The 17,856-nt window shown below is 72.5% G+C and carries 14 protein-coding genes; 7 read left to right on the top strand and 7 right to left on the bottom strand.

Annotated elements, in window-relative coordinates:
* Positions 1 to 4 precede the first annotated feature (4 nt).
* From rhaI to AB0J40_RS24070, 4 genes are read left to right on the top strand one after another with little or no spacing between them, the layout of a single operon-like run.
* Positions 5 to 1,171: an L-rhamnose isomerase gene (rhaI, locus tag AB0J40_RS24085; protein ID WP_364456671.1), complete on the top strand. Its 1,167-nt coding sequence runs from the start codon at positions 5 to 7 to the stop codon at positions 1,169 to 1,171.
* Positions 1,172 to 1,173: 2 nt separating this feature from the next.
* Positions 1,174 to 3,204: a bifunctional aldolase/short-chain dehydrogenase gene (locus tag AB0J40_RS24080; RefSeq protein ID WP_364456670.1), complete on the top strand. Its 2,031-nt coding sequence runs from the start codon at positions 1,174 to 1,176 to the stop codon at positions 3,202 to 3,204.
* Between the two features lie 8 nt (positions 3,205 to 3,212).
* The gene (locus tag AB0J40_RS24075) at positions 3,213 to 4,634 is read left to right on the top strand and encodes an L-fucose/L-arabinose isomerase family protein (protein WP_364456669.1); all 1,422 of its coding nucleotides are present in this window, start codon (positions 3,213 to 3,215) and stop codon (positions 4,632 to 4,634) included.
* A gap of 5 nt (positions 4,635 to 4,639) precedes the next feature.
* The gene (locus AB0J40_RS24070) at positions 4,640 to 6,031 is read left to right on the top strand and encodes a rhamnulokinase family protein (protein WP_364456854.1); all 1,392 of its coding nucleotides are present in this window, start codon (positions 4,640 to 4,642) and stop codon (positions 6,029 to 6,031) included.
* Here the strand turns inward: AB0J40_RS24070 and AB0J40_RS24065 are convergent.
* From AB0J40_RS24065 to AB0J40_RS24050, 4 genes are all read right to left on the bottom strand, one after another.
* The gene (locus tag AB0J40_RS24065; RefSeq protein ID WP_364456668.1) at positions 6,028 to 6,624 is read right to left on the bottom strand and encodes a DsbA family protein; all 597 of its coding nucleotides are present in this window, start codon (positions 6,622 to 6,624) and stop codon (positions 6,028 to 6,030) included. The two genes, AB0J40_RS24070 and AB0J40_RS24065, sit on opposite strands and share 4 nt — an antisense overlap.
* A 66-nt stretch (positions 6,625 to 6,690) precedes the next feature.
* Complete coding sequence (locus AB0J40_RS24060) at positions 6,691 to 7,299, bottom strand: response regulator transcription factor (RefSeq protein WP_364456666.1); 609 nt, start codon at positions 7,297 to 7,299, stop codon at positions 6,691 to 6,693.
* Entirely contained in the window at positions 7,296 to 8,372 is a 1,077-nt protein-coding gene (locus tag AB0J40_RS24055; protein ID WP_364456664.1) for a sensor histidine kinase, read from the bottom strand. Before AB0J40_RS24055 ends, AB0J40_RS24060 begins: the two co-directional genes overlap by 4 nt.
* A gap of 10 nt (positions 8,373 to 8,382) precedes the next feature.
* Positions 8,383 to 8,766 (bottom strand): hypothetical protein, encoded by a 384-nt coding sequence (locus tag AB0J40_RS24050; RefSeq protein WP_364456662.1) that lies wholly within the window; start codon positions 8,764 to 8,766, stop codon positions 8,383 to 8,385.
* A gap of 120 nt (positions 8,767 to 8,886) precedes the next feature.
* Here AB0J40_RS24050 and AB0J40_RS24045 point away from each other — a divergent pair, with 120 nt between their 5' ends.
* Both AB0J40_RS24045 and AB0J40_RS24040 read left to right on the top strand, forming a co-directional pair.
* Positions 8,887 to 9,927, top strand: a complete 1,041-nt coding sequence (locus AB0J40_RS24045; RefSeq protein WP_364456660.1) for a LacI family DNA-binding transcriptional regulator — start codon at positions 8,887 to 8,889, stop codon at positions 9,925 to 9,927.
* A 233-nt stretch (positions 9,928 to 10,160) separates the two neighbouring features.
* Positions 10,161 to 13,337, top strand: a complete 3,177-nt coding sequence (locus AB0J40_RS24040) for a TIM-barrel domain-containing protein (protein WP_364456658.1) — start codon at positions 10,161 to 10,163, stop codon at positions 13,335 to 13,337.
* A gap of 279 nt (positions 13,338 to 13,616) precedes the next feature.
* Here AB0J40_RS24040 and AB0J40_RS24035 read toward each other — a convergent pair whose 3' ends face one another.
* Both AB0J40_RS24035 and AB0J40_RS24030 read right to left on the bottom strand, forming a co-directional pair.
* Positions 13,617 to 14,144, bottom strand: coding sequence for a DUF305 domain-containing protein (locus AB0J40_RS24035; RefSeq protein WP_364456656.1), 528 nt, complete (start codon positions 14,142 to 14,144; stop codon positions 13,617 to 13,619).
* Complete coding sequence (locus AB0J40_RS24030) at positions 14,141 to 15,073, bottom strand: DUF1996 domain-containing protein (RefSeq protein WP_364456655.1); 933 nt, start codon at positions 15,071 to 15,073, stop codon at positions 14,141 to 14,143. Before AB0J40_RS24030 ends, AB0J40_RS24035 begins: the two co-directional genes overlap by 4 nt.
* A 213-nt stretch (positions 15,074 to 15,286) precedes the next feature.
* On the opposite strand from AB0J40_RS24030, the gene AB0J40_RS24025 reads away from it, so the two are divergent.
* Positions 15,287 to 17,419 carry a discoidin domain-containing protein gene (locus AB0J40_RS24025; RefSeq protein WP_364456653.1) on the top strand — a complete coding sequence of 711 codons (2,133 nt, stop codon included), beginning with the start codon at positions 15,287 to 15,289 and terminating at the stop codon, positions 17,417 to 17,419.
* Here AB0J40_RS24025 and AB0J40_RS24020 read toward each other — a convergent pair whose 3' ends face one another.
* Positions 17,420 to 17,758: a VOC family protein gene (locus AB0J40_RS24020; RefSeq protein WP_364456651.1), complete on the bottom strand. Its 339-nt coding sequence runs from the start codon at positions 17,756 to 17,758 to the stop codon at positions 17,420 to 17,422.
* Positions 17,759 to 17,856 lie beyond the last annotated feature (98 nt).

The following is a 17,856-nucleotide window of genomic DNA, read 5'->3' as shown; positions in this document are numbered from 1 at the left end:
CGCCATGGCTGAGTTGACAGCCGTCAAAGCGGCTTTGCGGGCCCAGCGCATCGAGACGCCGTCGTGGGCGTATGCGAACTCGGGCACTCGGTTCAAGGTGTTCCCGCAGCCGGGTGTGCCGCGGACGCCGGAGGAGAAGATCGCCGACGCGGCGACCGTGCACCGGTTCACCGGGGTGGCGCCGAGCGTGGCGCTGCACATCCCGTGGGACAAGGTCGACGACTACGGTGCCCTGACGGCGTACGCGCGGGAGCAGGGCATCGAGATCGGTGCGATCAACACCAACGTCTTCCAGGACGAGGACTACAAGCTCGGCTCGGTCACCAACCCGGACCCCGGGATCCGCCGCAAGGCCACCGACCATCTCCTCGAGGCGATTTCCATCATGGACGCCACGGGCTCGCGCGACCTGAAGCTGTGGTTCTCCGACGGCATCAACTACCCGGGCCAGGACGACATCCGCGACCGGCAGGACCGGCTCGCCGCGGCGCTTCGCGAAGCCTACGACCGGCTCGGCGACGACCAGCGGATGCTGCTGGAGTACAAGCTGTTCGAGCCGGCGTTCTACGCCACCGACGTCCCGGACTGGGGCACGTCGTACGCGCACTGCGTCGAGCTGGGGGAGAAGGCGACCGTCTGCATCGACACCGGTCACCACGCCCCGGGCACGAACATCGAGTTCATCGTGGCCTTCCTGCTGCGGGCCGGGAAGCTCGGCGCGTTCGACTTCAACTCGCGCTTCTACGCCGACGACGACCTGATGGTCGGAGCGGCGGACCCGTTCCAGCTGTTCCGGATCATGTACGAGATCGTCCGCGGCGACGCCCTCGACCCGGCCTACGGCATCGCGTTCATGCTCGACCAGTGCCACAACATCGAGGCCAAGATCCCGGCGATCATCCGGTCGGTGATGAACGTCCAGGAAGCGACCGCGAAGGCGCTGCTCGTCGACCGGCCCGCGTTGCGCGCCGCCCAGCAGTCGGGTGACGTGCTCGGCGCGAACGCCGTGCTGATGGACGCCTACAACACCGACGTGCGGCCGCTGCTGGCCGAACTGCGGGAAGAGTCCGGGCTGGACCCGGATCCGATTGCCGCGTACCACCGCAGCGGGTACCAGGAGAAGATCGTGGCCGAGCGGGCCGGCGGCACGCAGGCCGGATGGGGAGCATGAGCATGACCGTGCCGGAGCAGCTCATCGCGCGCAGCAACGCGCTCGGGGCCGACCCGCGCAACACCAACTACGCCGGCGGCAACACCTCCGCCAAGGGCGCCGTCACCGACCCGGTGACCGGCGCGCCGACGGAGGTGCTGTGGGTCAAGGGTTCCGGCGGCGACCTCGGGACGCTCAAGGAGTCCGGGCTCGCCGTGCTGCGGCTCGATCGCCTGCGTTCCCTGGTAAACGTGTACCCGGGCGTCGAGCGCGAGGACGAGATGGTCGCCGCGTTCGACTACTGCCTGCACGGCCGGGGCGGGGCGGCGCCGTCGATCGACACGGCGATGCACGGTCTCGTGGAGGCCCCGCACGTCGACCACCTGCACCCGGACTCCGGCATCGCCCTGGCCACCGCGGCCGACGGCGCGGCGCTGACGAAGGAGTGCTTCGGCGACCGCGTCGCGTGGGTGGACTGGCGGCGGCCGGGGTTCCAGCTGGGCCTGGACATCGCGGCGGTCAAGGCCGCGAACCCGCAGGCCATCGGCGTCATCCTCGGCGGGCACGGCATCACGGCGTGGGGCGCGACCTCCGAGGAGTGCCAGCGCAACTCCCTCGACATCATCCGCACGGCCGAGAAGTTCCTCGCCGAGCGAGGGAAGGCGGAGCCGTTCGGTGCTGCGGTGCCCGGCTTCGAGGCGCTGCCTTCGGAGGAGCGCCGGGCGCGGGCGGCCGCGTTGGCGCCGGTGATCCGCGGGCTGGCCTCCACCGACCAGCGGCAGGTCGGCCACTACACCGACAGCGACGTCGTCCTGGAGTTCCTGTCCCGGGAGAAGCTCGCGCCACTGGCCGCGCTGGGCACGTCCTGCCCGGACCACTTCCTGCGCACGAAGGTTCGCCCGCTGGTCGTGGACCTACCGGGTTCTGCGCCGCTCGAGGACGTCGTCGCGCGGTTGAAGGAGCTGCACGCGGAGTACCGCGACTCCTACCGCGCCTACTACGAACGGCACGCCACCCCGGACTCGCCGGCGATGCGCGGCGCCGACCCGGCGATCGTGCTCGTCCCGGGCGTGGGGATGTTCTCCTTCGGCAAGGACAAGCAGACCGCGCGCGTGGCGGGCGAGTTCTACGTCAACGCGATCAACGTGATGCGCGGCGCGGAAGCCGTCTCGACGTACGCCCCGATTCCGGAGAGCGAGAAGTTCCGGATCGAGTACTGGGCGCTGGAAGAGGCGAAGCTGCGGCGGCTGCCGAAGCCCAAGCCCCTCGCCGGGCGGATCGCGCTGGTCACCGGCGCCGGTTCGGGCATCGGCAAGGCCATCGCGGTGCGGCTCGCCGCGGAAGGCGCGTGCGTGGCGATCGCCGACCTGAACGCCTCGGCCGCCGCGGAAACGGCGGCGGAGATCGGGAACGCCGACAAGGCCATCGCGGTCACCGCCGACGTCACCGACGCCGACGCGGTCCAGGCCGCGATCGACGCCACCGCGCTGGCGTTCGGCGGGGTCGACCTGATCGTCAACAACGCCGGGCTGTCCATCTCGAAGCCGCTGCTGGAGACCACCGAACGCGACTGGGACCTGCAGCACGACGTCATGGCCAAGGGCTCGTTCCTCATCGCCCGCGCGGCGGCGAAGGCGATGATCGACCAGGGCATCGGCGGCGACATCGTCTACATCTCGTCCAAGAACTCGGTGTTCGCCGGCCCGAACAACGTCGCCTACGGCGCCGCCAAGGCCGACCAGGCCCACCAGGTCCGGCTCCTGGCCGCCGAACTGGGCGGCCACGGCATCCGCGTCAACGGCGTCAACCCCGACGGCGTCGTCCAGGGCTCCGGCATCTTCGCGGGCGGCTGGGGCGCCCAGCGCGCCGCGGTCTACGGCGTCGAGGAGTCGAAGCTCGGCGAGTTCTACGCCCAGCGGACCATCCTCAAGCGCGAGGTGCTGCCCGAGCACGTCGCGGCCGCGGTGTTCGCCCTCACCGGCGGCGACCTCACCCACACCACCGGCCTGCACGTGCCGGTGGACGCCGGGGTGGCCGCCGCGTTCCTGCGTTAGGAGTTCCGATGACCCTCGACCGCATCACCCCGCGCCGGACCCGCGTCGGCCTGGTCGCGGGCGGCCTCGGCGCGTACTGGCCGCAGTTCCCCGCGTTGCTGCCCCAGCTGGAAGCTTCGGCGCGACGCGTCGCGGAACGGCTGTCCGGAATGGACTGCGAGGTCGTCGACGCCGGGTTCGTCTCGGACGCGGTCGAAGGCGCCGCCGCGGCCGAGAAGCTCCGGGTCGCCGGCTGTGACCTGATCATCGGGTTCCTGACGACGTACCTGACGTCGAGCATGCTGGCCCCGGTCGCGCAGCGCTCGGGCGCGCCGGTGCTGCTGCTGAACCTGCAGCCGACCGAGGCGATGGACCACGAGTCGTTCGACACCGGCGCGTGGCTGGCCTACTGCGGGGCCTGCCCGCTGCCGGAGATGGCGAACGCGTTCCGCCGCCTGGGTGTCGAGTTCCGCTCGGTGTCCGGCTACCTCGAGGACGCCCGCGCCTGGACGAAGATCGAACGCTGGATCAAGGCGGCCGGGGTGCGCGCGGCCCTGCGGCACGGGCGCCACGGCCTGCTCGGGCACCTCTACCCGGGCATGATGGACGTGTCTACCGACCCGACGCTGGTGTCCGGGCAGCTCGGCGGGCACGTCGAGGTCCTGGAGATCGACGACCTGCGGGTGCGCGTCGAGAAGGTCTCCGACGACGAGACGGCGGCGCGCGTCGCACTGGCCCGCGAAGTGTTCACTGTGGACGAGTCCGTAGTGGACGATGACTTCGCCTGGGGTGCGAGGGTTTCGGTCGCCCTCGACCGGCTCGTCGAGGACTTCTCGCTCGACTCACTGGCCTACTACCACCGCGGCCTGGACGGCGAGACGCACGAACGCGTCGGCGCCGGGTTCATCCTCGGCGCGTCCCTGCTGACCGCGCGCGGCATCCCGGCCGTCGGCGAGTACGAGCTGCGGACGTCCCTGGCCATGCTGGTCATGGACCGGCTCGGCGCGGGCGGCTCGTTCACCGAGCTGCAGGCGCTGAACTTCCGGGACAACGTCGTCGAGATGGGCCACGACGGCCCGGCGCACCTCGGCATCAGCGCGCGCAAGCCGCTGCTGCGCGGCCTCGGCGTCTACCACGGCAAGCGCGGCTGGGGCGTGTCGGTCGAGTTCGACGTCAAGCACGGCCCGGTGACGCTGTGCGGGCTCGGGCAGCGCCGCGACGGGACGTTCACGCTCATCGCCTCCGAAGGCACGGTCGTTCCCGGGCCGCTGCTGCGGATCGGCAACACGACGTCCCGCGTCGACTTCGGCTGCGACCCGGGGGAGTGGACCGACGCGTGGTCGGCCAGCGGCATCGCGCACCACTGGGCGCTGGGCACCGGCCACCGCGCCGGCGAGCTGGCGGCCGTCGCGGACCTGCTCGGCCTGGAGCTGACCGTGGTGAACCCGTGAAGCGGGTGGCCGCGGTCGACCTGGGCGCGTCCAGCGGGCGCGTGATGGCCGGGACCGTCGGCCCGTCGGTCCTGGAGGTCGCGCAGGTACGGAGGTTCGCCAACGGCGGGGTCCAGGCCGGACCGGTGCTGTACTGGGACGTCCTGGGGCTCTACCGCGAGACGTTGACCGGCATCCGGGAAGCCGGGGCCGTCGACGGCGTCGGCATCGACTCGTGGGCGGTCGACTACGGCCTCCTGGACGAGCGGGGCGCGTTGCTCGGCAACCCCGTCCACTACCGGGACCCGCGCACGGCCGGGATCACCGTCCCGGTGCCCGATCGGGAACTGTACGACGTGACGGGGTTGCAACAGCTGCCCTTCAACACGCTGTACCAGCTGGTGGCCGAAGGCGAGCGGCTCGAGGCGGCGCGGACGATGCTGCTCATCCCGGACTTGCTGAACTACTGGCTGACGGGGGAGATCGGGGCGGAACGCACGAACGCGTCGACCACGCAGCTCTACGACGTGCGCGCGCGGACCTGGGCCGACACGCTCGCGGCCCGCGTGGGGATCCCGTCGCGGCTGCTCCCGCCGCTGCGCGATCCCGGCACGGTGGTGGGCAAGGCCCGCGAACTGTCCGGCATACCGGTGATCGCGGTCGGCTCGCACGACACGGCGTCCGCGGTGGTCGCCGTCCCCGCTTCGCCGGGAACGAACTTCGCGTACATCTCCTCGGGAACGTGGTCGTTGGCGGGCCTGGAGCTGCCGGCGCCGGAGCTGAGCGACGCGGCGCTGGCGGCGAACTTCACCAACGAGGGCGGCGTCGACGGCACGATCCGGTTCCTGCGCAACGTGATGGGGCTGTGGGTGCTGTCGGAGACGCTGCGGACGTGGTCCACTTCGGACCTCCCGGGCCTGCTCACGGCGGCGGCCGCCGCGCCCGGGCTGGCGGCGGTGGTGGACATCGACGCACCGGAGTTCCTGCCCCCGGGCGACATGCCGTCGCGGATCGTCGCGGCTTGCGAGGCGACGGGCCAGCGCCCGCCGTCCTCACGCGGTGCGCTGGTCCGGTGCATCCTGGACAGCCTGGCCCTGGCGTACCGCCGCACGCTCCGGGCGGCGGCTTCGATCACGGGCCGCACGGTCGACGTGGTCCACATCGTCGGCGGCGGCGCCCGCAACGAGCTGCTGTGCCGGTTGACGGCGGAGGCGTGCGGGGTCCCGGTCCTGGCGGGCCCGGTCGAGGCGGCGGCACTGGGCAACGTGCTCGTCCAGGCCCGCGCGCTGGGGGAGGACGTGCCGGACCTGGCGTCGATGCGGGCGCTGGTCCGGGAGACGCAGGAGGTCCGCCGCTACGAGCCGTCGGGTGCCGGCGACTGGGACGCGGCGGAGGCCCGGCTGCGCGCGAACGCCTAGCTCGTCACCGGGCGGCTGCGGCCCCGCTTCAGCTCGAAGAACCCGGGCGTGCCGGTCACGAGCAGCACGCCGTCCCACAACCGGCCGGCCTCCTCGCCGCGCGGGACCGGGCTGACCACCGGGCCGAAGAACGCGTTGCCGTCGACGTGGATCGCCGGGACGCCGAGGTCCTCGCCGATCGGGTCGAGCGCCGCGCGGTTGCCGGCGCGCAGGTCGGCGTCGAGGTCCGGCGAGTCGGCGGCGTCCGCCAGGGACGCGGGCAGGTCCACCGAAGCCAGTGCGGCGACGATCGTTTCGCGCGAGACGGGCTCGGTGTCGCGGTGGAAGCGCGTGCCGAGCGCGGTGTAGAGGTCGCGCAGCACCTCGTTGCCGTGCGCCCGCTCGGCGGCCAGCGCCACGCGCGCCGGGCCCCAGCGCTCGTCGAGCCAGCCGCGGTACCACTCGTCCACTTCCCGCCCTTCGTTGTGCACCGGCAGGCTGAACACGTGGAACCGCGTCCGGACTTCGCGGACGGCCTCCACCTCCAGCAGCCACCGGGAGGCGATCCACGCCCACGGGCACACCGGGTCGAACCACAGGTCAACGGTTTTCACCCGGCCAACCTAAGGCGGCGATCGGCCCGGCGGAAGATCCAATTCCGGCACACTGGACCGGGCCAATCAGAGCCAGCCGCGCTCGTCGGCGATGCGCACCGCCTCGACGCGGTTGCGTGCGCCGGTCTTGGCGATGGCCGCCGACACGTAGTTCCGGACCGTGCCTTCGGACAGGTACAGCCGCGACGCGATCTCGGCGATCGTGGCGCCGGTCCGGGCGGTGACGAGCACGTCCCGCTCCCGCGCGGTCAGCGGCGACTCGCCCGCGGCGAGCGTGGCGACCGCCAGCGCCGGGTCGACCACCCGCTCGCCCGCCCGCACGCGGCGGATCGCGTCGGCGAGGACGTCGGCCGGGGCGTCCTTGACCACGAAGCCGGCCGCGCCCGCCTCCATCGCGCGGCGCAGGTACCCCGCACGGCCGAACGTCGTGAGCATGACGACGCGGCAGCCCGGCACCTGCGCGGCGAGCACCGCCGCGGCGGACAGCCCGTCGAGGCCCGGCATCTCGATGTCCAGCAGCGCCACGTCGGGCCGGTGCTCGCGGGCGGCGTCGACGACCTCGTCGCCGCGGCCCACCGACGCGACCACCTCGAAGTCGTCCTCGAGCGCGAGCAGCGCGCACAGCGCCTGGCGGACCAGCTCCTGGTCGTCGGCGAGCAGCAGGCGGATGGTCACACCGTCACCCGCAGCCGCCAGCCGCGCGGCCGCACCGGCCCGGCCCGGAACTGCCCGCCGGCGGCGCGGACGCGTTCGCGGAGCCCGGCCAGCCCGGAGCCTTCCTCGGGCGAGCCGCCCACGCCGTCGTCCACGACCTCCACAGTGGACTCCGAGACGGTGACCGTGCAGCGGGTCGCCCGGGCGTGCCGGGCGACGTTGGTCAGGCCTTCCCGCACGACCCACCCGAACAGCTCCTGGTGCGCCGGGCCGACGACGTCGGTCGCGGTCGGGAGGTCGGCTGCTACACCGCACGCGCGCAGCAGTTCGCGGCCGCGGGCCAGCTCGCCGGCCAAGGTGACCTCGCGGTAGCCGGACACCGCCGCCCGCACGTCGGTCAGCGCCTGGCGGGCCAGGGTTTCCACGGCGGTCATCTCCTCGCCCGCGCGGGCGGTGTCGGCGTCCACGAGCCGCCGGGCCAGCGTGCTCTTGACGGTGATCGCGGTGAGCGAGTGGCCCAGCAGGTCGTGCAGGTCCCGGGCGATGCGGGTGCGTTCGGCCTCCGACGCCAGCCGCGCGACCTCGGCGCGCGCCTCGACGAGGGCGGCGTTGGCCCGGACCGCCTCGGCGAAGACGTACACCACCAGCACGGTGAAGACGAGCGCGACCGCCTGCGTCCACCCCGCCGTGCCCCACAGCACCCACGGGACCACCAGCGCGGCGACGGCGGCGACGACCACGAGCGCACCGCCGTGCCGCGGCAGCCGCGGCACGGCCAGGGAAACGACGACGATGGCGAGGAAGAACGCCTCGGCGTGGGCGAAGGGAAGCGTGGCGGCGAACAAGGCGGCCAACACCCCCAGGAGCGGCCAGAACCGACGCGTCGCCCGTCGCGCCGCGGCGCGCGCCGCGAGGAGGTAGCAGCCGGCGAAGACGGCGACGAGCACGCACCCGGCGGCAGCGGCGCGGCCCGCCGAGTGCTGCAGCACGCCGGGCACGGTCACCGCGGGGTAGACGAGCATCCCCGTGTCGAGCGCCATCACCCGCCAGCCGCGCACCCAGCGCTGCACGTCGGCCGGTTCCGTCCTGTCCACCTCCGGCACGCTACCGGGCCCGCGCCCGCCGGCCGTTGACGAGCACCGTGACGGCGAGCAGCAGCAGGCCGCAGCCGGCTTGCTCGATCCGCAGCCACGCGGGGAACAGGCCCGGTAGGGCCACGACGACGGCGATCGCCACGAGCATCACGGCGGCGACGATCCGCAGTCTCAGCAGGCCCTTGCGCGACCCGCGGGCCGCGCCGCGGGCGAAGGCGAACGTCAGCAGCGAGCTGGCGGCGACGAGGGTGGCGCGCACCCAGACGGCGTCGGTCACCAGCGCGTGGTCGTTCCGGAGGAGCACGATTGCGCCGAGCGTGAGCACGCTGAGCACGGCGTAGCCGCCGGTGAGCAGGAGGACGGGCCGGAAGCCGGTCGTGGTGGGAGTGGTCATGGCGGAAATGCTCGTCGCGCGCCCGCCCGGCGGGCAGTGCCGTCCCGCACCGGCCACCCATGACATTTGTCAGCGGCGCGGGACTGGGAGAGCGCTCTCACAGCGTGCTACAAAGAAGGGGTGACGACGCACCCGCCCTCGGCGCCGCCGACCCTGGAGGACGTCGCGCGGGTCGCCGGCGTCTCGCGGGCCACGGTGTCCCGCGTGGTCAACAGCGTGCGCAACGTCGACCCGAAGCTGCGGGAGACCGTCGAACGCGCGATCGCCGCCACCGGGTACGTGCCGAACCGGGCGGCCCGGTCGCTGGTGACGCGCCGCACCGGCGGCGTCGCGCTGGTGGTGTCCGAGCCGGACCGGCACATCGAGGCCTTCGGCGGTGTGTTCGGCGACCCCTTCTTCGGGCGGGTGGTCGAGGGGGTCGTGGCGCACCTGCGCCCGCTGGGGCTGCACCCGCTCCTGATGCTCGTCGACAGCGACGAAGAGCGGGAGAAGCTCGTGCCGAAGCTGCGGCAGGAGCAGGTGAGCGGGGTGCTGCTGATCTCGCTGCACCCGGCCGAGGACCCGCTGCCGCGGATGCTGACCGACGCGGGTGTCCCGACGGCGTTGTTCGCGCGGCCCGGCCGTCCGGCACCGGTGAGCTACGTCGACGTCGCCCACCAGGACGGCGCCCGCCTGGCGGCGGACCGCCTGGTGTCCCGCGGGTGCCGCCGGGTGGCGACGATCGCGGGCCCGGCCGGGACACCGGCGGGCCAGGACCGGCTGGCCGGCTTCCGCGACGCGATGGCCCGCCACGGCCACGCGTACGTGGCGGTGGCGGAGGGCGACTTCACCGAGCACGGCGGCGAGCGCGCGATGGAACGGCTGCTGGCCGAGGAACCGGAGCTGGACGGGCTGTTCGTGGCCAACGACCTGATGGCCTACGGCGCGTTGACCGTGCTGCGCGAGGCCGGCCGGCGGGTCCCGGACGACGTGGCGGTGATCGGCTTCGACGACAGCCGGGTGGCGTTGAGCTGCCGCCCCCGGCTGACGACGGTCCGCCAGCCGGTGGAGGAGATGGGCGCGGCGATGGCCCGGATGGTCCTCGAGCGCATGGGCGACCCCGAGCGGCGCGCGGAGTCGGTGATCTTCGACCCGGAGCTCGTGGTCCGCGACTCGGCCTGAGCACGCGCGATCCGCGCCGTACCACCCGTGGCACCGGTTCGTCCCGATGCTCCGCCCGCGTGGCCTGCCGGGCACGGACTCCGGCCTGTCCGGACAGTTCCGCTCGCCGGTCTGGACACGTACCCACCCGTTGTGCTCAGATCGAAAACGCCTTTTCCAACGTTGTAAAACTGGTCCCCAGACCGGAACGGAGCTCCGCCGTGCGGCCGAGAGCAGTGAGAACCCTCCACCTGGTGAGCGTCCTGGCGGTGGCCGCCGGGATCGTCACCGTCGCGGCACCCGCCGATGCCGGGCCGGCCGCGCGCCAGACCGTCACCGCCGGGAACGCGCGCTTCCAGGTCCTGTCCCCGACCCTGATCCGCACGGAGTACGCGGGCGACGGCCGGTTCACCGACGCCGCCACGTTCAACGCCGTCGGCCGCGGCTCGTTCACGCCCCCGCCGTTCACCGCCACGACGTCGAACGGCGTCCTGACCATCCGCACGAGCGCGACGACCCTGACCTACAAGGTGGGCTCCGGCCCGTTCGACTCCGGCAACCTGCAGGTCAAGACCACGGCGGGCGCGCCGGTGACCGCGGCGCCGTGGCGGCACCTGACCTGCGCGACCGGCGCGCTCTGCGAGGCCGAAGACCTGACCGCCGACGGGCTGGGCGTCGCCACCGACCACACCGGCTACACCGGCGAGGGCTTCCTGGCCGGCTTCGAAAGCACCGGCACCTCGGCCACCGCCGACGTCTCGGCCGCCACGGCCGGGACGTACACCCTCACCGCCCGCTACGCCAACGGCACCGGCGGGGACGGCCAGCACGTCACGCGCACCCTGAGCGTGTCCGTCGACGGCGGCGCACCGCAGAAGCTGACCCTGCCCACGACGGCCGACTGGAACAGCTGGGCCACCGCGTCGGTGCCGGTCACCCTCACCGCGGGACGCCACAACCTCCGCCTCGAGCGGACCGCGAGCGACTCCGGCAACGTCAACGTCGACGCGATCGCGGTGCTGCCGTCCGGCGCGTCCTTCCCGCCGGCGTCGGCCCGCGCGTTCACCGGCTGCGCCCTGGATGTCAGCTGTGAAGCCGAGTCCGGCCTCCGCGCCGGGTCCGCCGTCGTCGCGACCGACCACGCCGGGTACGCCGGCCGCGGGTTCGTCGCCGAGCTGAACCGCGGCTCGTCGCTGACCCACCGCGTCGTCGACGTCCCGGCCGCCGGCACGTACCAGCTGGACGTCCGCTACGCCAACGGCACCGGCGGCGACGGCCTGCACCAGACGAGGACCGCGACGGTCGGCTCGGCGGGCGTGACGCGGACACTGTCGATGCCGGCCACCGCGAACTGGGACACCTGGGGGACCGCGTCGGTCCCGGTCGACCTGCGGGCGGGCACGAACGACGTCGTCCTCGGCTGCCCCGACGACGCGAGCTGCCACGTCAACCTCGACACCGTCGCGGTGACGCGCACCGGGGCGGCGGTCCCGCAACCGCACCTCACCCTCGGCGGCTACCGGCGCGGCCTCGACGGCGTCAACGGCGACAACGGCACGCCGTCGCTCACCGAAGGGCTCCTGCACTCCGACGGCTGGTACCTGCTCGACGACAGCCCGTCCGCGCTGTACGACACCGCCACCGAAAAGGTCACGCAGCGGCCGTCGCACGGCGGCAACCCCTACCAGGACGGCTACGCCTTCACCTTCGGCCACGACTACAAGGCGGGGCTGCGGGACCTGGCGACCCTGACCGGGCCGTCGGAGCTGCTGCCGCGCTGGGCCTACGGCGTCTGGTACTCCGAGTACATCGACCGCACCGCGGCCGACTACCGCGACAAGATCCTGCCGAAGTTCCGCAGTGAGGGCGTCCCGCTGGACGTCCTGGTGACCGACACCGACTTCAAGGCGCCGGACACGTGGAACGGCTGGCAGTTCGACACGAACAAGTTCCCCGACCCGGCGGCGTTCTTCGCCTGGTCGCACTCGCAGGGCCTGCACAACACGCTGAACATCCACCCGAGCATCATGGGTTCGGACCCGCAGTTCGCCCGCGCGCAGGCGACGGCGAAGGGCAAGCTGGCGAAGTCGAACTGCGGCACGGACTGCTACGTCTTCGACTGGGGCGACCCCGACCAGCTCAAGGCGTACCTGGACCTGCACGGCCAGATGACGAACCAGGGCAACGACTTCTGGTGGCTCGACTGGTGCTGTGACGGCTCGAAGTCCAGCCTGCCGGGCGTCACGCCGGACTCGTTCATCAACCAGAAGTACGCCGACCTGTCCGCACCGGCGATCGAGCGGGGCTTCGCGACTTCGCGGGCGTACGGCTCGTTGCAGGCCGGCGGGTACGGCGGCCCGGTCGGGCTGTCGACCGGCCCGTGGGCCGACAAGCGCAGCACCGTCCACTTCACCGGCGACACGTCGTCGACGTGGGGCACGCTGCGGATGGAGGTCGGGATCACCCCGGCCGAGTCGGCCGCGACGGGCCTGTCGCCGATCAGCCACGACATCGGCGGCCACAACGACACGACCGGGTTGCGCGGCAGCGAGACCTACACCTCCGGCGGGCAGCAGCACCAGACTTTCAAGCTGCCCGACGACCTGTACGCGCGGTGGGTCCAGCTCGGCACGTTCCAGCCGATCGACCGGCTGCACAGCAACCACAGCGACCGGTTGCCCTGGCAGTACGGCGACGCGGCGAAGGCGTCGGCGACGAAGTTCCTGAACCTGCGCGAAAACCTCGTGCCCTACACCTACACGCTGGCCCAGCAGGCGGCGACGACGGGCGTGCCGGTCGTGCGGCCGACGTACGTGGAGTACCCGGACGACCCGGCGGCCTACGCGGCGGCGGCGAGCGAGTACTTCTACGGGCCGGACATGCTGGTGGCGCCGGTGACGTCCCCGGGAACGTCGGCGACGACGTCGGTCTGGTTCCCGCCGGGGCAGTGGACGGACTACTTCAGCGGCAAGGTCTACCAGGGCGGATCGACCCAGCAGGTGACGTCCGACCTCGGGACCATGCCGGTGTTCGTCCGGGCGGGCGGCATCACCGTGACCCGCACGGCGGACGTGCCCAACGACGTCCAGAACCCGCTGAACCGCGCGACGGTGACGGTGGCGCCGGGCGCGCCGGGTTCGTTCTCGCTGTACGAGGACGACGGGAGTTCGTCGAAGCACAGCTCGACGACCCGCATCACGTACTCGGAGCGGAGCGGCGCCCACACGGTGACGGTCGAGCCGACGCGGGGCCGCTCGCAGGTGGCCTCGCGCGAGTGGACGGTGAAGTTCCTCGGCGTGGCGTCGGCGCCGTCGCGGGTCCGGGTCGGCGAGGGCTGGGCGCCGTCGCAGAGCTGGAAGTGGGACGCGGCGACCCAGACGCTGACCGTGACGGCCCCGGCGGGACGGGGCCCGGTGACGGTCACGTACTGAGAGCCGCCGGCGGGCGGAGCCGGTGAATGCCGTCGGGGCCACCACGTGGGGTGGTGGCCCCGACGGCGCCGGCCCGGCCACCTTGTGGGGAGGTGGCCCCCACGGCCCGAAGCTCGGGCCGAGTCGTGTCCGATCGCTCCGCATCGAACGATCAATCCGCTTCACGCGCCCGACGGGTGGCAGCACGCCGCCGCCCCTCGCCGCGCATGGTCGAGCTGGTTCAGGGCCTCTCGTGCCGTGCGCTCGCCCTTTCCCACGGCGGTCGCTGGGGCCGGCGAATCAGCCCAGCCCGGCCAGCGCCGTCTCCTGCCGCGTCCCCTCGGCGCCGACCTCGCCGGCGAGTTCCCGCGTCTCCGCGTCCCCGCCCGACGTCTGCTCACCCCGCGCCAGCACCACCAGCTGCGCCGCATGCCCCCGCAGCAGTGCCACCAGCCGCCGGTCGAAGTCCGGCCCGGTCCCGGTCCGCAGCGCGACCAGGTCCGCCGCGGTGACCATCCCCGGCATCCGGTGTCCACTGTGGACGTCCCCGGCCGGGAGCCCCGCCCGGTCGCGGGTCGCGGTCAAGCGCGCCAGCAACCGCTCGGACGGTGCCGCGACCGAGTCGGCGGCCGCGCGCACCGCCGGGCTCGTCGCGTGCGACGGTGCCAGCCGGGCGGCCACCAGCGCGTTCTCGGTCATCGGCACCACCAGCTGCAGCCACGCCACGTCGGTGGGGTTGAAGGGCGAGGCGGTGGGGGCGGGGCCGGTGGTGGCGCACCCGCCCAAGGTCAGCGCCACCACCGCCGCCCCCAGGAGCGGCCGTCTCACGGACGGCCGGGCAGCCGGTAGTTCGGCCCGAGCACCGTGCCGCGGTCCGGCTTGTAGAGGTCGAACCCGCGCGGGTCGCACTGCAGGCCGCCGTTGATGCAGTGCTTGACCAGGGCCTCCAGCGTCGGCGGGTCCCACGCGTTGAAGAAGTCGTAGTGCCACGAGTACCCGCGTCCGCTGGCCAGGTGCACCCCGGACATGTCGCCGCTGACCGGGAACGCCATCTTGAACTCGAGCATCGGCACGGCCACCGGGTGGTCGGCCGGGCACGTCAGGGTCGTCCGGTCCGGGTACGCCAGGTGGCTCTTGTGGTCGGCCGAATCGAGGTGGACGCCGTCCCAGCAGCTCGGGGCCTGGTAGCGGATGTTGAGCTGGCTGCCCGCCACGCACTGGACGGGGATGTCCCAGTTGTGGAAGCTGTCGCCGCACTCCCAGCCCTCGATCGCGCCGGGCGCGTGCTGGAACTCGTCCTGGGTGGCCGTGACGCTGCCGGCGACGTACCGCAGGCCGGGCGGGAACGGCACGACCTTCGTGTAGTCGAGGATCCCGGACTTGTAGTAGACGACCTGCGCGAAGTTCGGCAGCACCACCTGGTTCCCGTTGTAGACCGTCGGGAACCAGTACGCCGAAAGGTCGTCCGGCGCCAGGCACGTCGTGTTGCCGACGCCCGCGCCCTGCAGCGACTGCAGGGTCGTCGCCGCGTTGGTGGTCTTGTTGCCGAGGAACGTGTGGTCGTGCGACGCGCCGGGCAGCCCGGGGAAGACGATCGGGTCGTCCGGCTGGTGGTGGCTGGGGGAGCAGTTGACCTGGAACTCGTGGTGGGTCACCAGATCGTCCGCGCCGGCGGGCGACCAGGTGGCCGTGGTGAGGAAGGCGCCTGCCAGCACGGTGGCGGCGGTGCAGGCGAGGAGCGCGATTTTCGATGCCAAGGGTCCTCCACGGTGAGGTGCCAAGGGTGGGAGAGCGCTCTCCCACAGCATGCGCAGCCTGCCCCGGCCCTGTCAAGGAGTACCGGGATCGCCCGTCGGACAGTCATTGTCGGGTTCGCGAGCCCGTCTTGACAACGCGGGGGCGCGTGCCGAACCATCGATCGCGCCGGAGAGCGCTCTCCGTCTCCGTTCCCCTGTCGTACGGGAGTCATCGTGGACCGACCGTCGCTCCTCCGTGCCGTCCCGGCGCTGGTGGCCCTGCTGGTGCTGGGCCTGCTCGCCGGCCCCTCCCCGGCACACGCCGCCACGCTGCTGTCCCAAGGAAGACCCGCGACCGCGTCGAGCAGCGAGGGTGCCGGCACCCCGGCGTCGGCGGCCGTCGACGGCGACACCGGAACACGCTGGGCGAGTGCCTGGAGCGACCCGCAGTGGCTGCAGGTCGACCTCGGCGCGCCCGCCGACATCACCCAGGTGACCTTGAACTGGGAAGCCGCCTACGCGACCGCGTACGAAATCCAGGTTTCGGACGACGCCGGTACCTGGCGGACGGTGTACAGCACGACGACGGCGGGAGGCGGCATCCAGAACCTCGCCGTCACCGGCCACGGCCGTTACGTGCGCTTCTACGGAACCCACCGCGTCGGCGGCTACGGCTACTCGCTGTGGGAATTCCAGGTCAGCGGCACGCCGGGAACGCCGACGCAGGACGGCCCCGGCGTCACGCGCGTGACCGGGTCGCAAGGGAACTGGCAGCTGACGGTCGACGGGACGCCGTGGACCGTCAAGGGGCTGACGTGGGGCCCGCCGGTGAGCGAGGCCGGAACGCGGATGCCGGAGCTGCACTCGATCGGCGTCAACACCGTCCGCACCTGGGGCACCGACGGCACCAGCCGGCCGCTGTTCGACGCCGCCGCGGCCAACGGCATCAAGGTCGTCGCCGGCTTCTGGCTGCAACCCGGCGGCGGCCCGGGCAGCGGCGGCTGCGTCGACTACACGACGGACACCACATACAAGAACTCGATGCTCGCCGAGATCCAGAAGTGGGTTACCGCCTACAGAACACATCCCGGCGTGCTGATGTGGAACGTCGGCAACGAGTCGATCCTCGGCATGCAGAACTGCTACTCCGGCACGCAGCTGGAGCAGAACCGGATCGCCTACACCCGCTTCGTCGACCAGGCCGCGCAGGCGATCCACGCGATCGACGCGAACCACCCGGTCACCTCGACCGACGCCTGGACCGGTGCGTGGCCGTACTACAAGGCGTACGCGCCGAGCCTCGACCTCTACTCCGTCAACTCCTACGCCCAGGTCTGCCAGGTGAAGCAGGACTGGCTCAACGGCGGCTACACGAAGCCGTACATCATCACCGAGACCGGCCCGGCGGGCGAGTGGGAGGTGCCGAACGACGGCAACGGCGTGCCGGCGGAGCCGACCGACCAGCAGAAGCGCGACGGGTACGTCAACGCCTGGAACTGCGTGCTGGCCCACCCGGGCGTGGCGCTCGGCGCGACGCTGTTCCACTACGGCACGGAGGGCGACTTCGGCGGCGTCTGGTTCAACATCACCACCGGCAACGAGAAGCGGCTCTCCTGGTACGCCGTCCGCAGGCTCTACAGTGGACAGACGGGTGGCAACACGCCGCCGGTGATCTCGTCGATGACCCTCAGCCGCGTCACCGACGTCCCGGCCGGTTCGACGTTCACCCTCACGGCGAACGTGTCCGATCCCGACGGTGACCCGATCACCTACACCATGGGCTACAACAGCAAGTACATCAACAACGCGGCCGGCCTGATCCCGGCGCAGTTCACCGGGAACGGCACGTTCACCGTCACCGCGCCGCAGCAGCTGGGCGTCTGGAAGATCTACCTCTACGCCCGGGACGGCCACGGAAACGTCGGCATCGAGACGCGGTCGCTGCGCGTGGTCGCCCCGCCGGTGCCGGGCACGAACCTGGCCCGCGGCAAGGCGACCACGGCGTCGACCTACCAGGCCGACGGCCCCGGCGCGCCCTACCCGCCGCAGGCCGCCACCGACGGCGACACCGCGACGCGCTGGGCGAGCGCGTGGGCCGATCCGCAGTGGCTGCAGGTGGATCTGGGCAGCAGGCAGGCGTTCGACCACGTCCAGCTGATCTGGGAGGCCGCCTTCGGGAAGGCGTACGAGATCCAGGTCAGCGACGACGCGGCGAACTGGCGGACGGTGTATTCGACGACGTCCGGCGACGGCGGTGCCGACGACCTCGCGATCGCCGGCACCGCCCGGTACGTCCGGATGTCGGCGACCCAGCGCGGCACCGCGTACGGCTATTCGCTGTACGAGTTCGGCGTGTACCGGTCCTGATCAGGCCGGGACCAGGCAGAAGAGGTGGCCTTCGGGGTCCTGCAGCACGACCCAGTCGGCGCCACCGGGCTGGAAGTCCGGCTTGGTGGCGCCGAGCGCCTCGAACTCCGCGACGGCGGCGGTCAGGTCGTCGACGCGGAGGTCGAGGTGGGCGTGCTTGGCGTCGTCCGGCCAGGACGGACCCCGGTAGCCGGCGACGCGCTGGAAGCCGAGGAGGCCGAGCTGGACGGTGTCGTCGTCCTCATAGGTCACCTCCAGGCCGAGGGCCTTGGCGTAGAAGGCGGCGAGCGCGGCCGGGTCGGCGCAGTCGAGGACGATCGTCGTGAGTTCCGCGGGCATTTCCCGACTCCTTTCGTTCGGTGCCCACCCTTCCGCGTGCGCCGGGCGCGGTCTTGAAGATCCTTGCGGAAACTGTCGGACCCCCGGCGTAGCGTCCG

This window comes from Amycolatopsis sp. NPDC049691 (assembly GCF_040675005.1).
GTDB lineage: Bacteria > Actinomycetota > Actinomycetes > Mycobacteriales > Pseudonocardiaceae > Amycolatopsis.
Note: the sequence above shows the minus strand (reverse complement) of the source record. Positions and strands in the feature narration are given on the sequence as shown.

Coding starts and splice junctions, on each gene's coding strand:
- rhaI (WP_364456671.1), top strand. CDS start 5: ATGGCTGAGTTGACAGCCGTCAAAGCGGCTTTGCGGGCCCAGCGCATC.
- AB0J40_RS24020 (WP_364456651.1), bottom strand. CDS start 17,758: ATGCCCGCGGAACTCACGACGATCGTCCTCGACTGCGCCGACCCGGCC.
- AB0J40_RS24075 (WP_364456669.1), top strand. CDS start 3,213: ATGACCCTCGACCGCATCACCCCGCGCCGGACCCGCGTCGGCCTGGTC.
- AB0J40_RS24050 (WP_364456662.1), bottom strand. CDS start 8,766: ATGACCACTCCCACCACGACCGGCTTCCGGCCCGTCCTCCTGCTCACC.
- AB0J40_RS24080 (WP_364456670.1), top strand. CDS start 1,174: ATGACCGTGCCGGAGCAGCTCATCGCGCGCAGCAACGCGCTCGGGGCC.